This is a genomic window from Parerythrobacter jejuensis (genome assembly GCF_039536765.1).
GTDB lineage: Bacteria > Pseudomonadota > Alphaproteobacteria > Sphingomonadales > Sphingomonadaceae > Parerythrobacter > Parerythrobacter jejuensis.
Genome location: NZ_BAAAZF010000001.1, coordinates 1,757,658 through 1,778,146, shown reverse-complemented (window position 1 = coordinate 1,778,146; position 20,489 = coordinate 1,757,658). Strand labels below are relative to the sequence as shown.

The 20,489-nt window shown below is 60.4% G+C and carries 20 protein-coding genes and 1 tRNA gene; 14 read left to right on the top strand and 7 right to left on the bottom strand.

Features of this window, described 5'->3' with window-relative positions; all coding sequences use genetic code 11:
- Window positions 1-6 precede the first annotated feature (6 nt).
- The gene (locus ABD653_RS08795) at window positions 7-333 is read right to left on the bottom strand and encodes a GNAT family N-acetyltransferase (RefSeq protein WP_160778337.1); all 327 of its coding nucleotides are present in this window, start codon (window positions 331-333) and stop codon (window positions 7-9) included.
- A gap of 49 nt (window positions 334-382) precedes the next feature.
- Here ABD653_RS08795 and ABD653_RS08790 point away from each other — a divergent pair, with 49 nt between their 5' ends.
- Both ABD653_RS08790 and ABD653_RS08785 read left to right on the top strand, forming a co-directional pair.
- Complete coding sequence (locus ABD653_RS08790) at window positions 383-1,378, top strand: threonine aldolase family protein (RefSeq protein ID WP_160780307.1); 996 nt, start codon at window positions 383-385, stop codon at window positions 1,376-1,378.
- A 23-nt stretch (window positions 1,379-1,401) separates the two neighbouring features.
- Entirely contained in the window at window positions 1,402-2,283 is an 882-nt protein-coding gene (locus ABD653_RS08785) for an EamA family transporter (RefSeq protein ID WP_160780306.1), read from the top strand.
- On the opposite strand, the gene ABD653_RS08780 is transcribed toward ABD653_RS08785, so the two are convergent.
- Entirely contained in the window at window positions 2,280-3,056 is a 777-nt protein-coding gene (locus ABD653_RS08780; RefSeq protein ID WP_160778336.1) for a Rossmann-fold NAD(P)-binding domain-containing protein, read from the bottom strand. The genes ABD653_RS08785 and ABD653_RS08780 overlap by 4 nt on opposite strands.
- 64 nt (window positions 3,057-3,120) lie before the next feature.
- Here ABD653_RS08780 and pepN point away from each other — a divergent pair, with 64 nt between their 5' ends.
- From pepN to ABD653_RS08740, 8 genes are all read left to right on the top strand, one after another.
- A complete protein-coding gene (pepN, locus tag ABD653_RS08775; RefSeq protein WP_160778335.1) occupies window positions 3,121-5,769 on the top strand; it encodes an aminopeptidase N in 2,649 nt (882 codons plus the stop codon).
- A complete protein-coding gene (pgeF, locus tag ABD653_RS08770; RefSeq protein ID WP_160778334.1) occupies window positions 5,762-6,532 on the top strand; it encodes a peptidoglycan editing factor PgeF in 771 nt (256 codons plus the stop codon). Before pepN ends, pgeF begins: the two co-directional genes overlap by 8 nt.
- Window positions 6,533-6,728: 196 nt before the next feature.
- Window positions 6,729-7,304 carry a ubiquinol-cytochrome c reductase iron-sulfur subunit gene (petA, locus tag ABD653_RS08765; RefSeq protein ID WP_160778333.1) on the top strand — a complete coding sequence of 192 codons (576 nt, stop codon included), beginning with the start codon at window positions 6,729-6,731 and terminating at the stop codon, window positions 7,302-7,304.
- 20 nt (window positions 7,305-7,324) lie between these two features.
- The gene (locus ABD653_RS08760) at window positions 7,325-8,620 is read left to right on the top strand and encodes a cytochrome b (protein WP_160778332.1); all 1,296 of its coding nucleotides are present in this window, start codon (window positions 7,325-7,327) and stop codon (window positions 8,618-8,620) included.
- 22 nt (window positions 8,621-8,642) lie between these two features.
- The gene (locus tag ABD653_RS08755; RefSeq protein ID WP_160778331.1) at window positions 8,643-9,494 is read left to right on the top strand and encodes a cytochrome c1; all 852 of its coding nucleotides are present in this window, start codon (window positions 8,643-8,645) and stop codon (window positions 9,492-9,494) included.
- 79 nt (window positions 9,495-9,573) lie between these two features.
- Complete coding sequence (locus ABD653_RS08750) at window positions 9,574-10,110, top strand: adenine phosphoribosyltransferase (RefSeq protein WP_160778330.1); 537 nt, start codon at window positions 9,574-9,576, stop codon at window positions 10,108-10,110.
- 85 nt (window positions 10,111-10,195) lie between these two features.
- The gene (locus tag ABD653_RS08745) at window positions 10,196-12,049 is read left to right on the top strand and encodes a cation:proton antiporter (protein WP_160778329.1); all 1,854 of its coding nucleotides are present in this window, start codon (window positions 10,196-10,198) and stop codon (window positions 12,047-12,049) included.
- Window positions 12,050-12,069: 20 nt separating this feature from the next.
- A complete protein-coding gene (locus ABD653_RS08740) occupies window positions 12,070-12,684 on the top strand; it encodes an OmpA family protein (RefSeq protein WP_160778328.1) in 615 nt (204 codons plus the stop codon).
- Here the strand turns inward: ABD653_RS08740 and ABD653_RS08735 are convergent.
- From ABD653_RS08735 to cysD, 3 genes are read right to left on the bottom strand one after another with little or no spacing between them, the layout of a single operon-like run.
- Window positions 12,681-13,421: a 3'(2'),5'-bisphosphate nucleotidase CysQ gene (locus ABD653_RS08735; protein ID WP_160778327.1), complete on the bottom strand. Its 741-nt coding sequence runs from the start codon at window positions 13,419-13,421 to the stop codon at window positions 12,681-12,683. The two genes, ABD653_RS08740 and ABD653_RS08735, sit on opposite strands and share 4 nt — an antisense overlap.
- Window positions 13,418-15,364: a sulfate adenylyltransferase subunit CysN gene (cysN, locus tag ABD653_RS08730; protein ID WP_160778326.1), complete on the bottom strand. Its 1,947-nt coding sequence runs from the start codon at window positions 15,362-15,364 to the stop codon at window positions 13,418-13,420. Before cysN ends, ABD653_RS08735 begins: the two co-directional genes overlap by 4 nt.
- Window positions 15,364-16,278, bottom strand: a complete 915-nt coding sequence (gene cysD, locus ABD653_RS08725; RefSeq protein WP_160778325.1) for a sulfate adenylyltransferase subunit CysD — start codon at window positions 16,276-16,278, stop codon at window positions 15,364-15,366. Before cysD ends, cysN begins: the two co-directional genes overlap by 1 nt.
- A gap of 157 nt (window positions 16,279-16,435) precedes the next feature.
- Here cysD and ABD653_RS08720 point away from each other — a divergent pair.
- A tRNA-Gly gene (locus tag ABD653_RS08720) sits at window positions 16,436-16,509 on the top strand.
- Between the two features lie 16 nt (window positions 16,510-16,525).
- Here the strand turns inward: ABD653_RS08720 and ABD653_RS08715 are convergent.
- The gene (locus ABD653_RS08715) at window positions 16,526-16,930 is read right to left on the bottom strand and encodes a PilZ domain-containing protein (RefSeq protein ID WP_160778324.1); all 405 of its coding nucleotides are present in this window, start codon (window positions 16,928-16,930) and stop codon (window positions 16,526-16,528) included.
- Window positions 16,931-16,998: 68 nt separating this feature from the next.
- On the bottom strand, window positions 16,999-17,862 hold the full coding sequence (gene panC / locus ABD653_RS08710) for a pantoate--beta-alanine ligase (protein WP_160778323.1): 864 nt from the start codon (window positions 17,860-17,862) through the stop codon (window positions 16,999-17,001).
- 85 nt (window positions 17,863-17,947) lie between these two features.
- Here panC and ABD653_RS08705 point away from each other — a divergent pair, with 85 nt between their 5' ends.
- From ABD653_RS08705 to pgmG, 3 genes are read left to right on the top strand one after another with little or no spacing between them, the layout of a single operon-like run.
- Window positions 17,948-18,760, top strand: a complete 813-nt coding sequence (locus ABD653_RS08705) for a division plane positioning ATPase MipZ (RefSeq protein WP_160778322.1) — start codon at window positions 17,948-17,950, stop codon at window positions 18,758-18,760.
- Between the two features lie 7 nt (window positions 18,761-18,767).
- Entirely contained in the window at window positions 18,768-19,064 is a 297-nt protein-coding gene (locus ABD653_RS08700) for a J domain-containing protein (RefSeq protein ID WP_160778321.1), read from the top strand.
- Window positions 19,065-19,074: 10 nt separating this feature from the next.
- Entirely contained in the window at window positions 19,075-20,478 is a 1,404-nt protein-coding gene (gene pgmG, locus ABD653_RS08695; protein WP_160778320.1) for a phosphoglucomutase/phosphomannomutase PgmG, read from the top strand.
- The last annotated feature ends 11 nt before the right edge of the window (window positions 20,479-20,489 follow it).

Sequence of the window (20,489 nt, the reverse complement as noted above, 5' to 3'; positions counted from 1 at the left end):
TGAGATCTACTTGGCCCTGAGTGACTCCCACTCCGGATTATCCTCGAATTTCTTGGCCACGTATGAGCATCGCGGGACGATCTTGAAGCCGTATTTCCGGGAATCGGCGACCAGGCGTTCGACCAATTGTCCGGCGATCCCGCGCCCTCCAATAGCTTGCGGCACCACGGTGTGGGTGGCGACATGCACATCCTCCTTGGTCTTGCCGGCGCTATCGCGCGGCTCCCACTCGAGATAGCCGGTGTGCTCGCTGCCATCGACATGGGCGACATATTTGCCGCCTTGCCCTTGCACGTGATGCGTAATGGTAACCTTCGCGTGGTCTTCAGCCATGAGCATGCTCCTTCTTGCGCTTGGCGCTGGTCTCGCTAGGGGCCTGTATATGCGCTTTTTGTCCGACAATGCAGCCACCGTCCACCCGCAAGTATGGCAGGCCATGCGCGATGCCGATGTGGTGGATACGCCGTATGACGGCGATGCTGTCTCGTCGCGACTCGACGATGCGTTTGGCGCCGTATTCGGTCGCGAAGTTACTGTAGTTTGGGTTGCTACCGGCACTGCCGCCAATTGCCTGGCATTGTCGGCCATGGTGCCCCCGCATGGCGGGGTTGTGTGCCATCGCGAAGCCCATATCGAAATGGACGAAGGCGGGGCGCCCGGTTTCTATCTGCATGGCGCCAAACTGATGTTGGCAGAGGGCGAGGGCGCAAAGGTTTCGCCCGAGGAAATCAGCACGGTGATCGATCCGATCCGCGATGATGTCCACCAGGTCCAGCCGCACGCTATCTCGATCACGCAGGCGAGCGAATATGGCCGTGCCTATCGCCCGCAAGAACTGGCCGCGATCGGCGCACTGGCCAAGGAACGCGGGCTTGGCCTGCATGTCGACGGTGCCCGTTTTGCCAATGCGGCTGCATTTCTGGAATGCTCACCGGCCGAGGCGGTGGGCCCCGCCCAGGCGCTCAGCTTCGGTTGCGTCAAGAATGGGGCCATGAACGCCGAAGCCATCGTTTTCTTCGAGCCCGAATTGGCTGACCTGGTGCGCTATCGTCGCAAGCGTTCGGGCCATTTGCAAAGCAAGGGCCGCTTTCTTGCCGCGCAATTGCTGGCGATGCTCGATCAGGATCTGTGGCTGGCCAATGCCCGGGCCGCGAATGCAGCGGCGCAAGCGATCGTCGCCGAGGCAAGCGAGCGGTTGATGCATCCGGTCGAAGCCAATGAAGTCTTCATGCGGCTAACAGGGCCCGAGCGTGAGGCACTGCGCAAGCAAGGCTTTGACTTTTATGACTGGGGCGAAGATGCCGCGCGCTTTGTGGCCGCGTGGGACAGTGACCAGTCGGCCGCCCAGGCGCTGGGCCAGGCGATAGCCAACTTGTGAGCGCGGCCAATCCCCACGCATTGATGCGACCGCAGATCCTGATCCCGTTCCTGATCACAGCGTTGATCTGGGGCTCGACCTGGTATGTCATCACCGGCCAGATCTCCGAGGTTCCGCCCAGCTGGTCGATAGCCTATCGCTTTGCCCTGGCCACCCCGGCCATGTTCCTGGTTGCGGTCCTGATGAAGCGGTCGCTCGCAATCGGGCGGGCAGGCCATATGCTTGCGATTTTCATTGGTCTCAGCCAGTTCTGCGCCAATTTCAATTTCGTCTATCGCGCCGAATTGCATCTGACCTCGGGCATCGTTGCCGTCATGTTCGGGATGCTGATGCTGCCCAATGCGCTGTTCGGGCGCTGGGTGCTGGGGCAAAGGATTACTCTGGGCTTCGTCGCGGGCAGCGCGATTGCGATTGCGGGCATAGCCCTGCTGTTGGTGTACGAGGCACGTCTTTCGCCTTTGGGGGGTAGCGTCCCGCTGGGCATTCTGTTCGCGATTGGCGGTATTCTTGCCGCCTCGATCGCCAATGTGGTGCAGGCCAATGATGTCGGCCGGGCGCTGGCCATGCCGAGCCTGCTGGCATGGTCGATGCTGTATGGAACTGGCTTCGACATTGCGCTGGCGTGGGTCACGGCAGGGCCGCCGGTATTTCCCTCCGATCCGATGTTCTGGGCCGGGGCTGCCTGGCTCGGCATTGCCGGGTCCGTCGTCACATTCCCCCTCTATTACACCATCGTGCGCAAGATCGGCCCGGGCCGTGCGGCGTATAATGCGATTCTTGTCATTGTGGTCGCAATGCTAATTTCGACCTTGGTGGAGGGGTACCAATGGTCACCGCTCTCCATCGGTGGCGCTGCGCTGGCGAGCCTTGGCATGATCCTCGCATTGAGGGCGCGCGAAGCCTAGAGCAAGCTGCGCAGCCCCGCACGATAATCTGGATAGGCTGGCTCCCAACCCAAGACGCGCTTGGCCTTCCCGTTCGCAACCCTGCGGTTTTCGGCATAGAATCCGCGGGCCATGGGTGAAAGATCCGCTTCCTCGATCGATTGCAGCGGCGGAGGATCGATGCCGAGCAAGCTACACGCCTCCTCGATCACGGCGTTCTGGCTGCATGGCATGTCATCACCGAGATTATAGGCCCCCGGCGGACCTTCGATGCCTGCCAACACGCCGCTCGCGATGTCGTCGACATGGATTCGGCTGAAGATCTGACCGGGTATGTCGATCCGCTTGGCTGCGCCGTTTCGCACCCGGTCCAGCGCGCTGCGGCCCGGGCCGTAGATTCCCGGAAGGCGAAAGATGCGGGCCTCCCGCTCCTGCCATTGCGCATCGCATTGCGTTCTGGCTGACCGCCTGCCGCCACCGGTCGGCGTGGTTTCATCGACCCACGCACCGCCAGCATCGCCGTAAACGCCGGTCGAGGAAAGATAGCCAAGCCAGCTGTGGTCCAGCAGCGCGCCATAGGTCTCGAGCACGGCATCCGCGCCGGTATCGCGATCGGGCGGTACGGAACTGAGAACATGGGTCGATTGCTGCAATGCGGCTCGTACTGCATCGCCATCCTCGAAAGCCACGGTCCCGTCGCTGCCGGTCGATGCAACGCTCCAGCCTTGCCTTTCCAGCGCGGCGGCAATCCGTTTGGCCGAATAGCCAAGGCCGAAAATGAACACTTGCTTCATTGCTGCATTCTAACCTCTAAGTTCCCCTTCGAAAGCCCCTCGAAACAGAGTAGGTTCCCGCTCCATGGATATTGCACGTAACCCCGACATGGCCGATGCCGCCCCGACCCCGCACGAACCGCCGGTGATCCGGCGTGAGGATTACACCCCGTTCGCCTGGATGGTGCCCGAAACCCGGCTGCATTTCGATCTAGGCCTGGAAGCGACACGGGTCGTTTCCACCCTGACCATCGCCCGCAATTCCAAAGCAGACCGGTCCCCCACTATCCGGCTCAACGGTGACGCGCTGGAGCTGGTTTCAGTCTGCGTTGATGGCGAACCGACCGACAGCTGGTCGATGGACGGAGACGATCTGGTCCTCTCGCTGTCTGGCGATGTCCACCAGGTGGAAATTGCGACCCAGATCGATCCTTCCGCGAACAGCCAGTTGATGGGCCTGTATGGATCGAACGGAATGCTGTGCACCCAGTGCGAGGCAGAGGGGTTCCGCCGTATCACCTTCTTCCCTGACCGGCCGGATGTGCTTTCGACATATTCGGTCCGGATGGAAGCAGTGAAGGCGCAGTTCCCGATCCTGCTTTGCAATGGCAACAAGGTGGAAGAGGGCGATCTAGAGGATGGCCGCCATTTTGCCGAGTGGCACGATCCCTGGCCCAAGCCGAGTTACCTCTTTGCGCTGGTCGCAGGTGACCTTGCAGCCAACAGTTCTGCTTTCACCACCATGTCGGGCCGCGAGGTAGAGCTCAATGTCTGGGTTCGCGCGCAGAAAGAAGGCGGGAGCGATCTGGCCCGGACCGAGCATGCGATGGAGTCGCTCAAGAAATCAATGCAGTGGGACGAAGAGACGTTCGGTCGCGAATATGATCTCGATCTCTACAACATCGTGGCTGTCAGCGACTTCAATATGGGGGCAATGGAGAACAAGGGTCTCAACGTCTTCAACACCAAGTACATACTGGCAGACTCGGACACCGCGACCGATGCCGATTTCGACGCCGTCGAAGGCGTGATCGCGCATGAGTATTTCCACAATTGGTCGGGAAACCGGATTACCTGCCGTGACTGGTTCCAGCTGAGCCTCAAAGAGGGGTTCACCGTGCTGCGCGACCAGCTCTTCAGCCAGGATATGCAGGGCGAGGCGGTCAAGCGTATCGAGGATGTGCGGATATTGCGCTCGGCCCAATTCCCAGAGGATTCCGGGCCATTGGCGCATCCGATCCGGCCTGATTCCTATCGCGAGATCAGCAATTTCTACACTGCGACCGTCTACAACAAGGGCGCAGAGGTGATCCGCATGATCCGCTCGATGGTTGGCCCACAGGCCTTCCGCGCCGGATGCGACCTCTATTTTGACCGGCACGATGGCGAAGCCGCGACCTGCGAAGACTTTGTCCGAGCCATGGAAGACGGGGCCGGGATTGATCTGCAGCAATTCCGACTCTGGTATTCACAGGCAGGCACTCCGAAAGTCGATGTTGCGCTGGAACATGACGGCTCGACAGCTACGCTTTCCTTGAAACAGACTGTGCCAGCGACCCCCGGCCAGCCAGCCAAGCATCCAATGCCGATCCCGCTCAAGATTGCCCTGTTTGACCGCGAGAGCGGTCAGCACGGCGGTGAGCAGCTGGTGGTGCTCGACAGCAGCGAGAAAGAACTGCGCTTCGAAGGGTTCAGCCGCAAGCCGGTCCTGTCGATCAATCGCGGATATACCGCGCCAGTCGCCATCCAACGCTCCACACCGCGCGACGAGCTCGTTTTCCTCGCGGCGCAGGATGATGACAGTTTCGCCCGCTATGAAGCGATGCAGGAGCTGGTTGTGAGCCATCTTGTGGCCGTTCTTGGCGATTCGCTTACCGACAGCGAGATCGACGCGGGCCGGGCCTCGATTGTCGAGGCGATGCGGGCGATCTTGACGGACAACGCGCTCGACGATTCCATGCGTGGCGAACTGATGATGCTGCCAAGCCAGACCTATCTTGCGGAACAGATGCTGGCGGCTGATCCGTCGCGCATCCATGCCGAGCGGGAAGCGCTGAAGGCATGGGTGGGCACTCACCTGCAGCAGCAGTTTGAAGAGCTGCATGACCGCGCCACTGCCGTCCCTGCGACCTTCGATGCTGCTTCGCGCGGCGCCCGCAAGGTCAAGACGCAGGCTCTGGTCTATCTCGCTGCCGCCGATCCTGACGGCACGGCCAAACGGGCCTTTGCGCAATTCAACGCCGCGCAGAACATGACTGACCGTCAAGGGGCCTTAATGGTTCTGACCGGCCTAGACGGGGTCGAGCGGACCAACGCGCTGCTCGACTTTTACAACCGGTACCAAAACAATGCGCTGGTGATCGACAAGTGGTTCGTGCTCCAGGCTTTGTCACTGCATCCCAACGCTATGGAGCATGTGAAGGCGCTGGCGAAGCATCCCGATTTCACATTGCGCAATCCCAACCGGGTCCGATCGCTCTATATGGGATTTGCCGGCAACCCGCATGCGTTCCACCAGGCAGATGGGGAGGGGTACCGGATCCTGGCTGACCTGATCCTGGCGCTGGACCCGATCAATCCGCAAACAGCTGCGCGGTTTGTCCCGCCGCTGGGGCGCTGGCGCCGGATTGAGCCGGGACGGGCAGCGTTGATGCGGGCGGAGCTGGAGCGGATTGCCGCTGCCGAAAACCTGTCTCGCGACACTTTCGAGCAGGTAACGCGCAGCCTTGGCTGACCAGCTCGATATTACCCGGTCGCACTTGCTCGCCGATGTGCCCCATGGCTTTCTGGGCCGGGCGGGCGGCGTTTCGACGGGGGACGTTGCGGGTCTGCAATTCGGGCAAGGCGCAGGGGATGATCCGGCTCGTGTGGCGGCAAACCGCCGCAGCGCTATAGCCGCCATCCAGCCGGATGCGGAGCTCGCCATGCCCTACCAGGTCCATTCCCCCGACGCGGTGGTGGTGCGTGAGGTATGGGATGATGCGGATCGGCCCCGCGCAGATGCTGTGGTGACCGACCGGCCGGGCCTGCTGCTGGGCGTTGTTACAGCAGATTGCGCTCCGGTCCTGCTGGCAGATTCGCAAGCGGGGATTGTCGCTGCGGCTCATGCCGGGTGGCGCGGCGCTCACGGCGGAGTGATCGAATCGACACTCGAGATGATGGAAAAGCTCGGCGCAGAGGCATCACGGATTGCCGCCGCGATCGGGCCTTGCATCGGGCAGGACAACTATGAAGTGGACGCCCCTTTCCGGACCCATTTTTCAGTCGAGGACGAACGACATTTTATTGCCGGTCGGCAAGGCCATTGGCAGTTCGATCTCGAGGGTTACGTAGCGTCACGATTGCAGAGTGCTGGCATTGCCCGGATCGACCCTTTGGAGCTGGATACTTACGCCTTGCCCGACCGGTTCTATTCCTTCCGCCGGGCCACTCATTCGGGCGCGGCAAACTATGGTCGACAGGCCTCGCTGATAGGGCTTCCCGCCATCGTTGCGTGAAACTGCATATAAGATGCCCAAAAGGCCATTGGCTTTGCCGCCCAATCGGGCTAGGAGCGCGCCCAAACAGGCGTAGGGCTGCAATCTGTGGCCGCGCGGCAGGGGCTCATTCTCGAAACTCTACCGCAGCTGCGACCTGATAGTTGTTCAGTAGGCCGGGCGGATGTCCCGCAAGGCCCATGGCAAGGCAGGATCAATGGCTGACAATTCGGGCACCGCAACCGCGGACACAGCTTCCGAACATACCGAAGACGGCGTACGGCGTCGCGACTTCATCAACATCGCTGCGGTCAGTGCGGCTGGCGTAGGCGGCCTTGCGGTCGTCTATCCGCTGGTCAGCCAGATGGCGCCTTCGGCGGATGTGTTGGCGGAATCGACGACCGAAGTTGACGTTGCAGGTATCGAGCCCGGACAGTCGATCAAGGCGATTTTCCGCAAGCAGCCGCTGTTTGTGAAGCGCCTGACCGCTGCAGAGATTGCCGATGCCAATTCCGTGCCCTTGTCCGACCTGCGCGAGCCCCAGACGCTCGCCGAGCGGACCTCGGAAGGCAATGAAGACATCCTGATCACGATGGGCGTTTGCACCCATCTCGGCTGTGTTCCTCTGGGCGCTGCCGAAGGCGAGAACAAGGGCGAGTATGGCGGCTATTTCTGCCCCTGTCACGGCTCGCACTACGATACGGCAGGCCGTATCCGTAAAGGTCCGGCACCGACCAACCTCGAAGTGCCGGAATACACATTCACCTCCGAAACCACTGTTGTGGTCGGCTAAGGAATACGAGAGACCAGATTATGAGCTTTCCCTGGGCCAAGGAATACACACCCGCCAACGACTTCACCAAGTGGGTCGACGAGAAGCTGCCGCTGCCGCGCCTTGTCTATAATGCTGTGGGTGCCGGCTATCCTGTGCCGCGCAACCTGTCATATTTCTGGAACTTCGGTGTCCTGGCAGGCTTCTGCCTTGTCATGCAGATCGTCACCGGCGTGATCCTGGCGATGCATTATGCGCCCAACGCGCTGGTTGCCTTCAGCTCGACCGAGCACATCATGCGCGACGTCAACTGGGGCTGGATGCTGCGTTATGCGCATGCCAACGGGGCCAGCTTCTTCTTCCTCGTGCTCTACATCCATATCTTCCGCGGCTTCTATTACAGCTCGTACAAGGCACCGCGCGAGATGATCTGGCTGCTCGGCGTGGTCATCTTCCTGCTGGTAATGGCGACGGCGTTCATGGGTTATGTCCTGCCTTGGGGGCAGATGAGTTTCTGGGGTGCCAAGGTTATTACCGGCCTGTTCGGGGCGATCCCGCTGATCGGTGAGCCGCTGCAGGTATGGCTGGTGGGCGGTTTTGCGCCTGACAATGCCGCGCTCAACCGCTTCTTCTCGCTCCACTTCCTGCTGCCCTTCGTGACACTGGGCGTGGTTATCCTCCACGTCTGGGCCTTGCACATTCCGGGCTCTTCGAATCCGACCGGTATCGAGGTGAAGCAGGAAAGCGACACAATCCCGTTCCACCCGTATTACACGGCGAAAGACGGCTTTGGCTTGGGCGTGTTCCTGATCATCTATTGCGCCTTCGTGTTCTTCATCCCGAACCTGCTCGGCCATGCTGACAACTATATCGAGGCGAACCCGCTGGCGACGCCTGCGCATATCGTGCCCGAATGGTATTTCTATCCGTTCTACGCGATCCTGCGTGCCTTCACTTTCGACTTTGTCCTGTCGGCGAAGCTGTGGGGCGTGTTGGCGATGTTCAGCTCGATCCTGTTGTGGTTCCTGCTGCCGTGGCTTGACCGTTCGCCGGTTCGGAGCGGCCATTACCGCCCGATGTTCCGCAAGTTCTTCTGGTTCGGCCTGGTGCCGTGCATGGTCGTGCTGTTCATCTGTGGCGGCGCACCGGCTGAAGAGCCCTATGTAATGCTGAGCCAGATTGCGACGGCTTATTACTTCATCCACTTCCTGGTGATTATCCCGGTCGTCTCTTCGATCGAGAAGCCGGAACCGCTGCCCTATTCGATTACCGAAGCAGTGCTGGGATCGGATGATAGCGCCAAGCTTGGCGACACAACCCCAGCGGCCTCGGCCTGAAGCGCTTAGGAAAGACGAGAATATGATCCGCCTTTTTGCAATCGCCACTGGCCTCCTCTTCGCGCTTGTCGTGATGGTTTCCTTCGGTTTCGGCGCCTATAATGCGGCGACCGAAACTGTGACCAAGGGCCCGGAATACACCTACTACAAGAAGCCCGATGCACCGGCGACCGGCTGGTCCTTTGATGGCGCGTTCGGCAAGTGGGACGTGGCCCAGCTTCAGCGTGGCTACAAGGTGTACAAGGAAGTCTGCTCGGCTTGCCACAGCCTGAAGTTTGTCGCTTTCCGCAACCTTACGCAGCTCGGTTATAACGAAGCACAGGTGAAGGCGGAGGCTGCCAGCTGGCAGGTGCCCGGCATTGACCCGGATACCGGTGAGGCAACCTCGCGCGCGGGGACGCCGGTTGATTATTTCCCGTCGCCCTATCCCAACGATGTTGCAGCGGCAGCGGCCAATAACAATGCCATCCCGCCTGACCTCTCGCTGATGACCAAGGCACGCAATGATGGCACGGATTACGTCTATTCGCTGCTGCGTGGCTATGGCCCTGCACCGGAAGAGATTACGACAACGCATCCGGATTTCGAGACGCCTGCGGGATTGTATTACAACGAGTATTTCCCCAATCTCAACATTGCGATGGCGCCGCAGCTGACCGCTGGTCAGGTGACTTATGATGATGGCACCGAGGCTACGGTCGACCAGATGTCGCAGGATGTCGCCGCATTCCTGACCTGGACCGCTGAACCGACCTTGGTGAAGCGGAAGCAAACCGGTTGGCCGGTGCTGGGCTTCCTGCTTTTCGCCACGATCCTGGCTTATCTCGCCAAGCAACAAATCTGGTCTGCAGTGAAGCCGAAGAAGGCCAAGTAAGCCGGATTCTGACAATCAACGAATTTGAACGCGCCCCTCCATCCATGCGATGCGAGGGGCGCTTCATTTTGGGGGATGCATGACGACCGATGAACTCAAAGCCTTGATCCGCACCGTGCCGGATTTCCCTTCTCCGGGGATCCAGTTCCGTGACATCACGACTCTTCTCGGTCACGGGGCTGGCCTTGCCGCAACCATGAAACACCTCGCCAAGGCGGCCGAATTGGCCGGAGCCGAGGTGATTGCAGGGATGGAAGCGCGCGGCTTCATCTTCGGCACTGGTGTGGCGGTGGAGCTGGGCATCGGTTTCATACCGATCCGCAAGCCGGGCAAGCTACCGATCAAGACCATCGGGGTGGATTACGACCTCGAATACGGGACGGATCGGCTGGAAATCGATCCAGCTGCGATTGCGCCGGGCCAGCGGGTCGTGATGGTCGATGATCTGATCGCCACGGGTGGCACGGCGCTGGCCGCCGCCGATCTGTTGCGACAAGCGGGCGGGATCGTCGAACAGGCGCTGTTCGTGATTGATTTACCTGAATTGGGTGGGGCGGAGAAATTGCGCAGTGCGGGCGTCACGGTCGATGCGCTAATGGCTTTTGACGGTCACTAAGCCCTGCCAAAGCTTCAAGTCCGGAAAGAAATGCGTCCCCATGCATTGATTGTCCAAAGGGACTGAAGGGGCCTATAGCGCAGAGATGGAATCCCAAGCACTTGTAATTGCAACGGTTGGCGTACTCGGTATCGGGGCGCAATGGATTGCGTGGCGGACTGGTTGGCCGGCCATTGTGCTGATGCTCCTGGCCGGCTTTCTGGCCGGGCCGGTGCTGGGCCTGTTCAATCCTGAAGAGACCTTTGGCGATCTGCTGGAGCCGATGATCGGCATCGGTGTTGCACTGATCCTGTTTGAAGGCGGTCTCAGCCTCGATTTGCGCGAATTGCGCCATTCCGGTGACGCCGTATGGCGGCTCGCGACCATTGGGGTACTGGTGGGCTGGGCGCTTGGCTCTGCTGCCGGTTTCTATGTCGCCGGGATAGTGTGGCCAGTGGCAATCCTGTTCGGCGGGATCCTGGTGGTGACCGGGCCCACAGTGGTCTTGCCCTTGCTACGCCAGTCAAACGTGCAAGCGCGACCTGCATCGATCCTGAAATGGGAATCGATCGTCAATGATCCGACCGGCGCGCTATGTGCTGTGATTGCCTATGAGTATTTCCGCAAAGTTGCCGAGAGCCCAGGCGCTTCTATCTTCGAGGTTGTGCCGCCGCTCCTGATCGCTGCAATCATCGCTGGCCTGATCGGCTATGCGGCAGCGTGGCTTATCGCCTTCCTGTTTCCGCGCGGGGCCATACCCGAATATCTCAAAGTGCCCGTCCTGTTCGTCACCGTGATCGGTGTCTTCGTGCTGTCCAACAAGATCGAGCATGAGGCAGGTTTGGTGGCCGTCACCGTCATGGGCGTGGCGCTGGCCAACATGAATGTATCGAGCTTGCGCAGCATCCATCCGTTCAAGGAGAACATAGCAGTTCTGTTGGTGTCGGGGATTTTCATCCTTCTCGCCTCCAGCCTGCAGGTGTCCGACCTCGAATATTTCAACTGGCGCTTTGCCGCATTCCTGCTGGTGCTGTTGTTTGTAGTTCGCCCGGCGACCGTCCTGATCAGTCTCCTGGGTAGTTCAGTGCCCTGGAACGAGCGACTGTTCGTGGCCTGGATCGCTCCGCGCGGGATTGTTCTGGTGGCAATCTCCGGCCTGTTTGCCCTGCGGCTCAGCGAGCTTGGATATGCAGATGGAAACCTGCTCATAGGCCTTAGCTTTGCCGTCGTTGTCGCAACTATCGTGGCCCACGGCTTTACGGTCGATCTAGTTGCCCGCTGGCTCAAGATCAAAGGCAACAATCAACCCGGCCTGCTTATTGTCGGAAGCACTCCATGGACGATCGCGCTGGCGAAAGAAATGCAGGCGCTGAAGACGCCGGTAATGATTGTCGATCCAAGCTGGCAGAGCCTCGCCCCGGCGCGGCGGGAAGGACTTCCCTTTTATCACGGCGAAATCCTCAACGAAGCGACCGAGCACAATCTCGACCTGACGCCGTACCAGGTCCTGGTCGCAGCGACCGGGAATGAGGCTTACAATGCCTTGGTCTGCAACGAGTTTGCCTACGAAATCGGTCGCGACAGTGTCTATCAGCTAGGCGATTCTGACGATGAGGATCATCGCACCTTGCCCGATAGCCTACGGGGCCGTTCGCTGTTCGAATCGGGCTTCGGCGTAGCAGATGTGCAGGAGCGGCAGAAACAAGGTTGGGTATTCCGCAAAACCAAATTGTCCGATCAGTTCAATTTCGAGGACGCACAGGACAAGCTGCCGGAGTCCGCCCATATGCTATTGCTGCTGCGTGAAACCGGTACGATGCGCTTTTTCACCCATGCGGCGCGGCCCGAGCCCCGCGCAGGCGACACCGTCATTTCGTTCTCGCCACCGCAGGATCGGCCAGCTGACGAGCTGGCACAACGCAAATCCGGCAACAGGGGCACGGCCCCCGAGCCGGCATGAACCGCAAAGGAGACAAACCGATGCGCTCTGTCCTTATTCTGGGCCTTTCCTCGCTCGCTCTTCTGGCGTGTGGCGACACGACCGATGCCGACCCCACCGTAGTCGATGACGTCGAAGCTTCGCCGAGCACGACCGAGCCTGTATCGATTATCCGTCCGGATATCGAGGAAGCCCGCATGGTGCCGCTCGAACCGCTGGCGCTCACCATCAGTTTTGGCAAGAGCGGCGACGAACTGGACGATACCGCAGTGGCCCTGCTGGAAGACATGCTCGCCAGTCGGCAGTTCGAAGCAGGCGGTGCGATTACGATTGGGGGCCATAGCGATGCTGGCGGCGACGACGCCGTCAATCAGCGTATGTCGCAAAGCCGGGCCGATGCGGTAAAGGCTTGGCTGGTTGGGCAGGATGTCCCGGAAGACCGCATCACCACCATCGCCTTTGGCGAGCAGAATCCGGTTGCGCCGAACGCCTTGCCCGATGGCGAGCCGAATGAGCCTGGCCGTATCGCCAATCGTCGTGTCGAAATCCGGATCGCTGTGCCCGAGGGGATGATGGTGGAAGCCGAACCCAAGAGCCTGACCGATGCAGTCTCTGCGGATGATCAGGATGTTGGTGAGGCTACGCCAGAGAGCTAAATGCGCGCAAGCGCGGCAAACACGCGCTCGGTCCACTCCGGGCGACAAATCAGCAAATCGGGGAGATAGGTATCCTCCTGGTTATAGCGCATCGGCGATCCGTCGATCCGCGAACAGTGGAGACCATGCGCCTGGGCAACGGCAACGGGGGCACAATTGTCCCATTCATACTGGCCGCCGGAATGCAGGTAGATTTCGGCGTCACCACGGACCACGGCCATCGCCTTGGCTCCGGCTGAACCCATGGGCAGAAGCTCTGCGCCAATCTGCTGGGCAACGGCCACAGCCTCTGGAGCGGGGCGGGTGCGACTGACCACCATCCGGGGCACATCCGCCATGGCCGGCACTGTCGCAGGAGCATCGGATCGCAGAACGATGCCGCCATCGAGGCCGGGCAGGGCCACTGCGCCAACGGCAGCTACACCATCGATTGCCAAGCCGACATGGACCGCCCAGTCGCCGCGGGCCTCGCCATACTCGCGCGTCCCGTCGACCGGATCGACAATCCAGACCCGCAACATGGCAAGCCTCTCGCTTGTATCCTTGCGCTCTTCTGACAGCAGCCCGTCCTCGGGCCGGTGCTCGGCCAGTGCTGCGCACAAATAGTCATTGGCGGTCTTGTCGCCCAAATTGCCCAACGCCATGCCGCTAAGGCCTGCATCCGCGCGCACCGTGAGCAGGATTTCCCCTGCTTCTGCAGCCAGTCGGGCGGCAAGTTCGCCGTCACTTTCCCTCATTTGAGCGGCATGATTTGCTGGAGGATGTATTCCGCAGCTTCGGCCGCCGTCATGGCCACCGTATTGACTGTGATTTCGGGCGCTTCGGGTTCCTCATAGGGGCTGTCGATGCCGGTAAAGTTCTTCAATGTCCCCTCGCGCGCCTTCTTGTAAAGCCCTTTGACATCGCGTTCCTCGGCGACTTCCAGCGGAGTGTCGACGAAAATCTCGATGAATTCCCCGTCGGGCAGCATGTCACGAACCATCCGGCGTTCGGCCCTGAACGGGCTGATAAAGGCAGTCAGAACGATCAGCCCAGCATCGGTCATCAATTTGGCGACTTCCCCGACCCGGCGGATATTCTCGATCCGGTCGGCCTCGGTAAAACCCAGATCCTTGTTCAGCCCGTGCCGTACATTGTCGCCATCGAGCAGGAAGGTATGCCGGTTCATCAGTGCAAGTCGCTTCTCGACCTCGTTGGCGATGGTCGATTTGCCCGAACCGGACAGGCCGGTGAACCACAGGACGCGCGGCTGCTGGTTCTTCAGCTTGGCATGGTCGGTGCGGGCAATGTCGGTCGCCTGCCAATGCACATTCTGGGCGCGGCGCAGGCTGAAATTCAGCATCCCGGCCGCGACCGTGGCGTTGGTCTCCTTGTCGATCAGGATGAATCCGCCCAGCGTCTTGCTGTCGGCATAGGATTCGAATGCGATGGGCCTGTCAGTGGTGACTTCGGCCACACCGATGGCATTCAGGTCGAGCGTTTTGGCCGCCAAATGCTCCAGCGTGTTGACGTTGATCTCGTATTTCGGCTCCTGGATCGTCGCAGTCACAGTCCTGGTGCCAAGCTTGAGCCAGTACCCGCGACCGGGCTTCAGGGCGTCTTCGCTCATCCATACCAGCGATGCTTCAAACTGGTCGGCCGCTTCGACCGGTGCTTCTGCCGCCGCGATCACATCGCCCCGGCTGCAATCGATCTCGTCTGCCAGCGTCAGGGTCACGGCCTGGCCTGCAACGGCTTCGTCTAGAGAGCCGTCAAATGTTTCGATGCTCTTGATGGTGCTTGTCGCGCCGGAGGGAACCACGCGAACCGCATCGCCCGGCCTGACTCTCCCATCGCTGACCAGCCCGGCAAATCCGCGAAAATCCAGATTGGGCCGGTTGACCCATTGCACAGGCATACGGAACGGTCGGCTTTGCGCTTCGCGATTGGCAATCGGCACGCTTTCCAGATGTTCGATCAGGCTCGGTCCGGAATACCATGGCGTTTCAGAAGAAGGTGCGGCGGCGATATTGTCGCCCTTGAAGCCCGAGATAGGGATCGCAGTCACATCCTCCAGCCCGATATCGCTCGCGAATGTGCGGTAGTCTGCAACAATCGCGTCAAAGGCGGCCTGATCGAAATCGACCAGATCCATCTTGTTCACGGCCAGCACGATATTGCGGATGCCAAGCAGCTTGGCGATGAAGCTGTGGCGGCGGGTTTGCACCAGGACGCCCTTACGCGCGTCGACAAGGATCACCGCAGCATCGGCCGTTGATGCACCGGTCACCATGTTGCGCGTATATTGCTCGTGCCCCGGCGTATCTGCGACGATGAATTTGCGCTTCTCGGTTGCGAAAAAGCGGTAGGCGACATCGATCGTGATGCCTTGTTCGCGTTCTGCGGCCAGCCCGTCGACCAGCAGGGCAAAGTCTAGGTCCTGCCCCTGAGTGCCGACCTTCTTGCTGTCGCTTTCGAGTGCAGCAAGCTGGTCTTCGAAGATCATTTTGGAATCGTAGAGCAGGCGACCGATCAGGGTAGACTTGCCATCGTCGACACTCCCGCAGGTGATAAACCGCAAGAGGCTCTTGTCCTGGTGTTGTGCCAGATAGCCTTCGATATCTTCGGCAATCAGCGCGTCAGGGCGATAGGCCGTATTGCCATTCGATTTCACAGTCGGGCTGGCAGTCAATTCGGCCATCAGAAATAGCCCTCCTGCTTCTTCTTTTCCATCCCGGCGCCGCCCTCATCCTGATCAATTACGCGGCCCTGCCGTTCGCTGGTGGTGGTCAGCAGCATTTCCTGCACCACCTCGGCCAGCGTCGCGGCTTCGCTTTCCACTGCGCCCGTCAGTGGGAAGCAGCCGAGGGTGCGGAAGCGTACGGACCGCTGGGTAATCTCTGGCCTGTGTCCCATGACCTGTTCCAGCCGGTCGATATCGTCGGCCATGAACAAGCCGCCTTCCCATTCGAAGGTCGGGCGGGGTGCGGCAAAATATAGCGGCACGATCTCGATCTGCTCGGCCATGATGTACTGCCAGATATCTAGCTCGGTCCAATTGGAGAGCGGGAAGACGCGGATGCTCTCCCCTTTCGATTTGCGCGCGTTGTAGAGATTCCACAATTCGGGCCGCTGCCGCTTCGGGTCCCATCCGTGGCTGGTAGTGCGGAAGGAAAAGATACGCTCCTTCGCGCGGCTCTTCTCCTCGTCGCGCCGTGCACCACCGAAAGCGACATCGAACCCGTAGTGGTCGAGCGCTTGCTTCAACCCTTGCGTCTTCCACATATCGGTGTGGAGCGGGCCGTGATCGAAGGGGTTTATACCGCGCTCCTTGGCTTCGGGGTTTTGCCACACCAACAGATCCATCCCGGCCTCTTGTGCAGAGCGCTCGCGCAAATCGTACATGGCGCGAAACTTCCACGTCGTATCGACATGGAGCAACGGGAAGGGCGGGGGTGCCGGATAGAACGCCTTGCGCGCGAGATGCAGCATCACTGCGCTGTCCTTACCCACGGAATACATCATCACCGGCTTTTCAGCCTCCGCCACGGTTTCGCGCAGAATATGGATGCTTTCGGATTCGAGCCGCTGAAGATGGGTCAGTTGTGTCGCCATGATTGGGGTCCAGCTAGGGTGGCGGAGCCCGATGGCCAATATAGAATGGATTTGCAGCCGGAAAGGCCAGTGCAGCAACGATCCAATCTCGCCTAAGGTGCAATGGAATATTGACGCAGCGCCACTATTCTTGGAAAGGAGCCGCCACGCTGGACGTGCGGGTATAGCTTAGTGGTAAAGCCCCAGCCTTCCAAGCTGGTTATGCGGGTTCGATTCCCGCTACCCGCTCCAGCTGTTTCCAGCAAAACTAGCGGGCATGACCTTCATACCATGATCGCGCGACGGCGTGCTCGACCGATTGCAGCCCGCCATTGCGGGCCAGCTCGTCCTGCATATCACGCGTGGCGATGATTTCGCGCGGGGTGACGAGTTCTTCGAACACCATGCCTGCGACAGTGCCAACCTCCCACACCAGATGCCCCAGCTTTTCGAAATTGCCCCATTGCAGCAAGACGGTCTCGCCGATCTGGAATGCGACCGGTGTGGATGCATATGGCGACAATTCGATTCGCGCGCCGGTGATCGAGATATCGAGGAGGACGGCCGTGCAGCTATGGGTGAGAGTGGTAATCCGGGCGGGCAAGCGTGTCTTCAGGCGGCTGCGTTCGCGGCGCGCCAAGGGTGTAATCGAAGATGTCTGCAAGCCGGACATGAAGCAAGAGTGCATCAGTCCGGCAAAGGAAGCGCTCGCAATAGCCTAGGGGATAGTGCTTATCCTGGTCAGCCGGCGGGCTCTACGGCCATATTGTCAATCAGTCGCGTTCCGCCGATCCGCGCAGCGACCAGCAGCCGGGCAAGCTTCCCGCCTGTGCTGTCGATGCGGGCGAGCGACCGTGGGTCGGCCAAAGCGGCATAATCCACGCTTTCGAAACCGGCTTGCAACAAGGCAGCCTCGAGTGAGGCGAGCGTCGCCGGCGCATCTGCCCCATTGGCGATGGCAGCGATCGCGGCTTTCATGGCGCGCGGCAACGTGGCCGCCGCGGCGCGCTGTTCCGGGGTCAGGTAGCGGTTGCGGCTGCTCATCGCGAGACCATCGCCCTCGCGCACTGTCGGAACACCGATAATGGCATCGACATGCGGCCGGGTCAGGTCGAGATCGCGTGCCATGGCGCGGATCACGGCCAACTGCTGGAAATCCTTTTCACCGAAGAAAGCCATGTCGGGCAGGACCTGGTGGAACAGCTTGCACACGACGGTCGCGACGCCATCGAAATGGCCCGGGCGGTTCGCCCCGCAAAATTCGGCGCTAATGCCCTCGACGGCGATATTGGTGGCAAAACCATTGGGATAGACCTCGCTGACGGGCGGAGCCCAAAGCAGGGTGACGCCTTCTGCTTCCAGCATGGCGCTGTCCTGCGCCAGTTGGCGTGGATAAGCTTCCAGATCCTCGTTCGGGCCGAATTGGGTCGGGTTTACGAAGATGGAGGCGACCACATGATCGGCCTGCCGCCTGGCTTCGCGCATCAAGGTCAGATGCCCTTCATGCAGCGCGCCCATGGTCGGGACCAGCGCGATCCGCGCACCATCCTTGCGCAAGTCGGCAATGGCGGTTCTCAACATGTCCAGCCGGTCGATGGTTTGCACGGGCGAAGGGCCTCCGATATGATTCTGTCGCGCTGCCTTAGACCGCTTCGCGCACGCTCTTCAATTGCTTGCAAAGGCCCCGTTTGTGACGCTGACTCGCCCCCACCGCATTGTTTTCGCCAACGAGAAGGGCGGAACGGGCAAATCGACAACCGCTGTCCATGTCGCAGTGGCGCTGGCTTACAAGGGTGCGCGGGTCGCTGCGATCGATCTCGACCATCGCCAGCGCACCATGCATCGCTATTTCGAGAACCGCAGTGAAACCCAGCAACGGCGCGGGATCGAACTGCCTGCGGCCCGGTGCGAAGTGTATGGGGAAGGCGATGTCGCCGGGTTGGAGGCACTGGCCAACGAGTTGGGCAAGACGGCCGACTTCCTGATTTTCGACACGCCCGGCCGCGACGATCCCCTGGCCCGTCATGCGGCGACCGAGGCGGACACTCTGGTGACTCCGCTCAATGACAGTTTCGTCGATTTTGACCTGATCGGGCAAGTCGATGCCGAAACGTTCAAGGTTCGCAGGCTGAGTTTCTATGCCGAGCTGATCTGGGAATCGCGGATCAAGCGCAGCAAGGCGACTGTCGAAGAGCAACGTCGCGAAATGGACTGGGTCGTCGTGCGTAACCGCACCGGCTATACCGAAGCCCGCAATATGCAGCGGATCGAGCGCGCATTGACCGAGCTTTCCAAGCGCGTTGGCTTCCGGGTGACCTCCGGCCTGTCGGAACGCGTGATTTATCGCGAGCTGTTTCCGTCGGGCCTGACTTTGCTCGACAAGGGGCATCTGGGAGATCTGGGGACGAGCCACTTGGTCGCACGGCAGGAGCTTCGCCAGCTGGTCCAGGGCCTCAAACTGCCCATGCCGGGTGATGTCACCCCGGCGCTTGAGCCGGCCTGAGGCACGGATGCTGCGGTTTCTCGTTCTCGCTGCCATCGTGGCGATTGGATGCCGCCTGCTGCTGGGACGCTGGCCGTGGGATTACCTGCGCGGTTCGTCTGTCCGCCAACAGGCCGTAGGCCGGGCCCGCCGCTTGCTGGGCATTACTGGTACTGCCAACAGATCTGAAATACTTGGCGCGCATAAGCGGCTGGTCGCCATGGTCCATCCTGACCGTGGCGGCTCCAACGACCAGGTTCACGAAGCGAATGCAGCGCGTGACCTGTTGCTGGACGAACTGCCAGAAGAAATACCCCCCAAATGAGGCATCCACGATGAGCCATAGTTTTGATCCCACGATCCTGCGTGAATATGATATTCGCGGCATCATCGGCGAAACGCTGGAAGCGGACGATGCACGCGCTATTGGGCGCAGCTTCGGCTCCATGCTGGCACGGGCCGGCGGCAAGACCGTCGCTGTGGCCTATGATGGCCGGGTCAGCTCCCCCATGCTGGAACACGCCCTGGTCGAAGGGCTGACAGCAAGCGGCTGTGATGTGGTCAGGATCGGTATGGGGCCAACCCCCATGCTCTATTATGCAGAAGCGTCAGCCGAGCAGGTGGATGGCGGCATTCAGATAACTGGCAGCCACAATCCCGCCAATTATAACGGCTTCAAAATGGTATTTCAGGGCCGACCCTTTTTCGGCGCGGATATCCAGGATCTTGGCGGGGTCGCCGCTGCTGGCGACTGGCTGGATGGTTCCGGCGCTGTCACCGACAAGGCGATCATGGGCGAATATATCGACCGCCTGCTGACCGGCCTGGACGGGATTGATGCCGGTATGCTTGACGGGCTGCGGATCGGCTGGGACGCCGGCAACGGAGCGGCTGGCCCCGCTCTGGAGGCGCTGGTCGCGCGTCTGCCGGGGGAGCATCATTTGCTGTTTACTGAAGTCGACGGGCATTTTCCAAACCACCATCCTGATCCAACGGTCGAAGCCAATCTGGCTGACCTGAAGACTCTCGTCGCCGAGAAGAATCTCGACTTCGGAGTGGCTTTCGACGGCGATGGCGACCGGATCGGTGCGATTGACGGCGAAGGCCGAGTCATATGGGGGGATCAGCTGCTGATGATTTATGCCGAGGACCTCCTCGGAAGATTACCTAGCGCTACGATTATCGCCGATGTGAAGGCCAGCCTTGCCTTGTTCGATCATGTTACGAAGCATGGCGGAGAGCCGCTGATGTGGAAGACAGGTCATTCCCTGATTAAGTCCAAAATGAAGGAAACAGGCTCCCCGCTGGCCGGTGAGATGAGCGGCCACGTGTTTTTCGCTGACACCTATTACGGCTTCGACGATGCGCTCTATGCCGGGGTGCGGTTGATGGCGGCGAGCGCCAGGCTGGGCAAATCGGTAACGCAATTGCGCGGTGAAATGCCAGCCATGGTCAACACGCCCGAAATGCGGTTCCAGGTTGATGAGGCGAGAAAGTTCGCTGCGATTGACGAGGTTAAGCAGCGGCTCAGCAGCAGTGATGGACAGGTCAATGATACAGACGGCGTGCGAGTGACGACCGATGATGGCTGGTGGTTGCTACGGGCCTCGAACACACAAGACGTGCTGGTCGCGCGGGCTGAGGGAGATAGCGAAGCGGCTGTAGCGCGCCTGATGGCGCAAATTGACGAGCAGCTGGCGCTTTCAGGCCTCGAACGCGGCGAACAGGCGGGACATTAATGGAGATGACA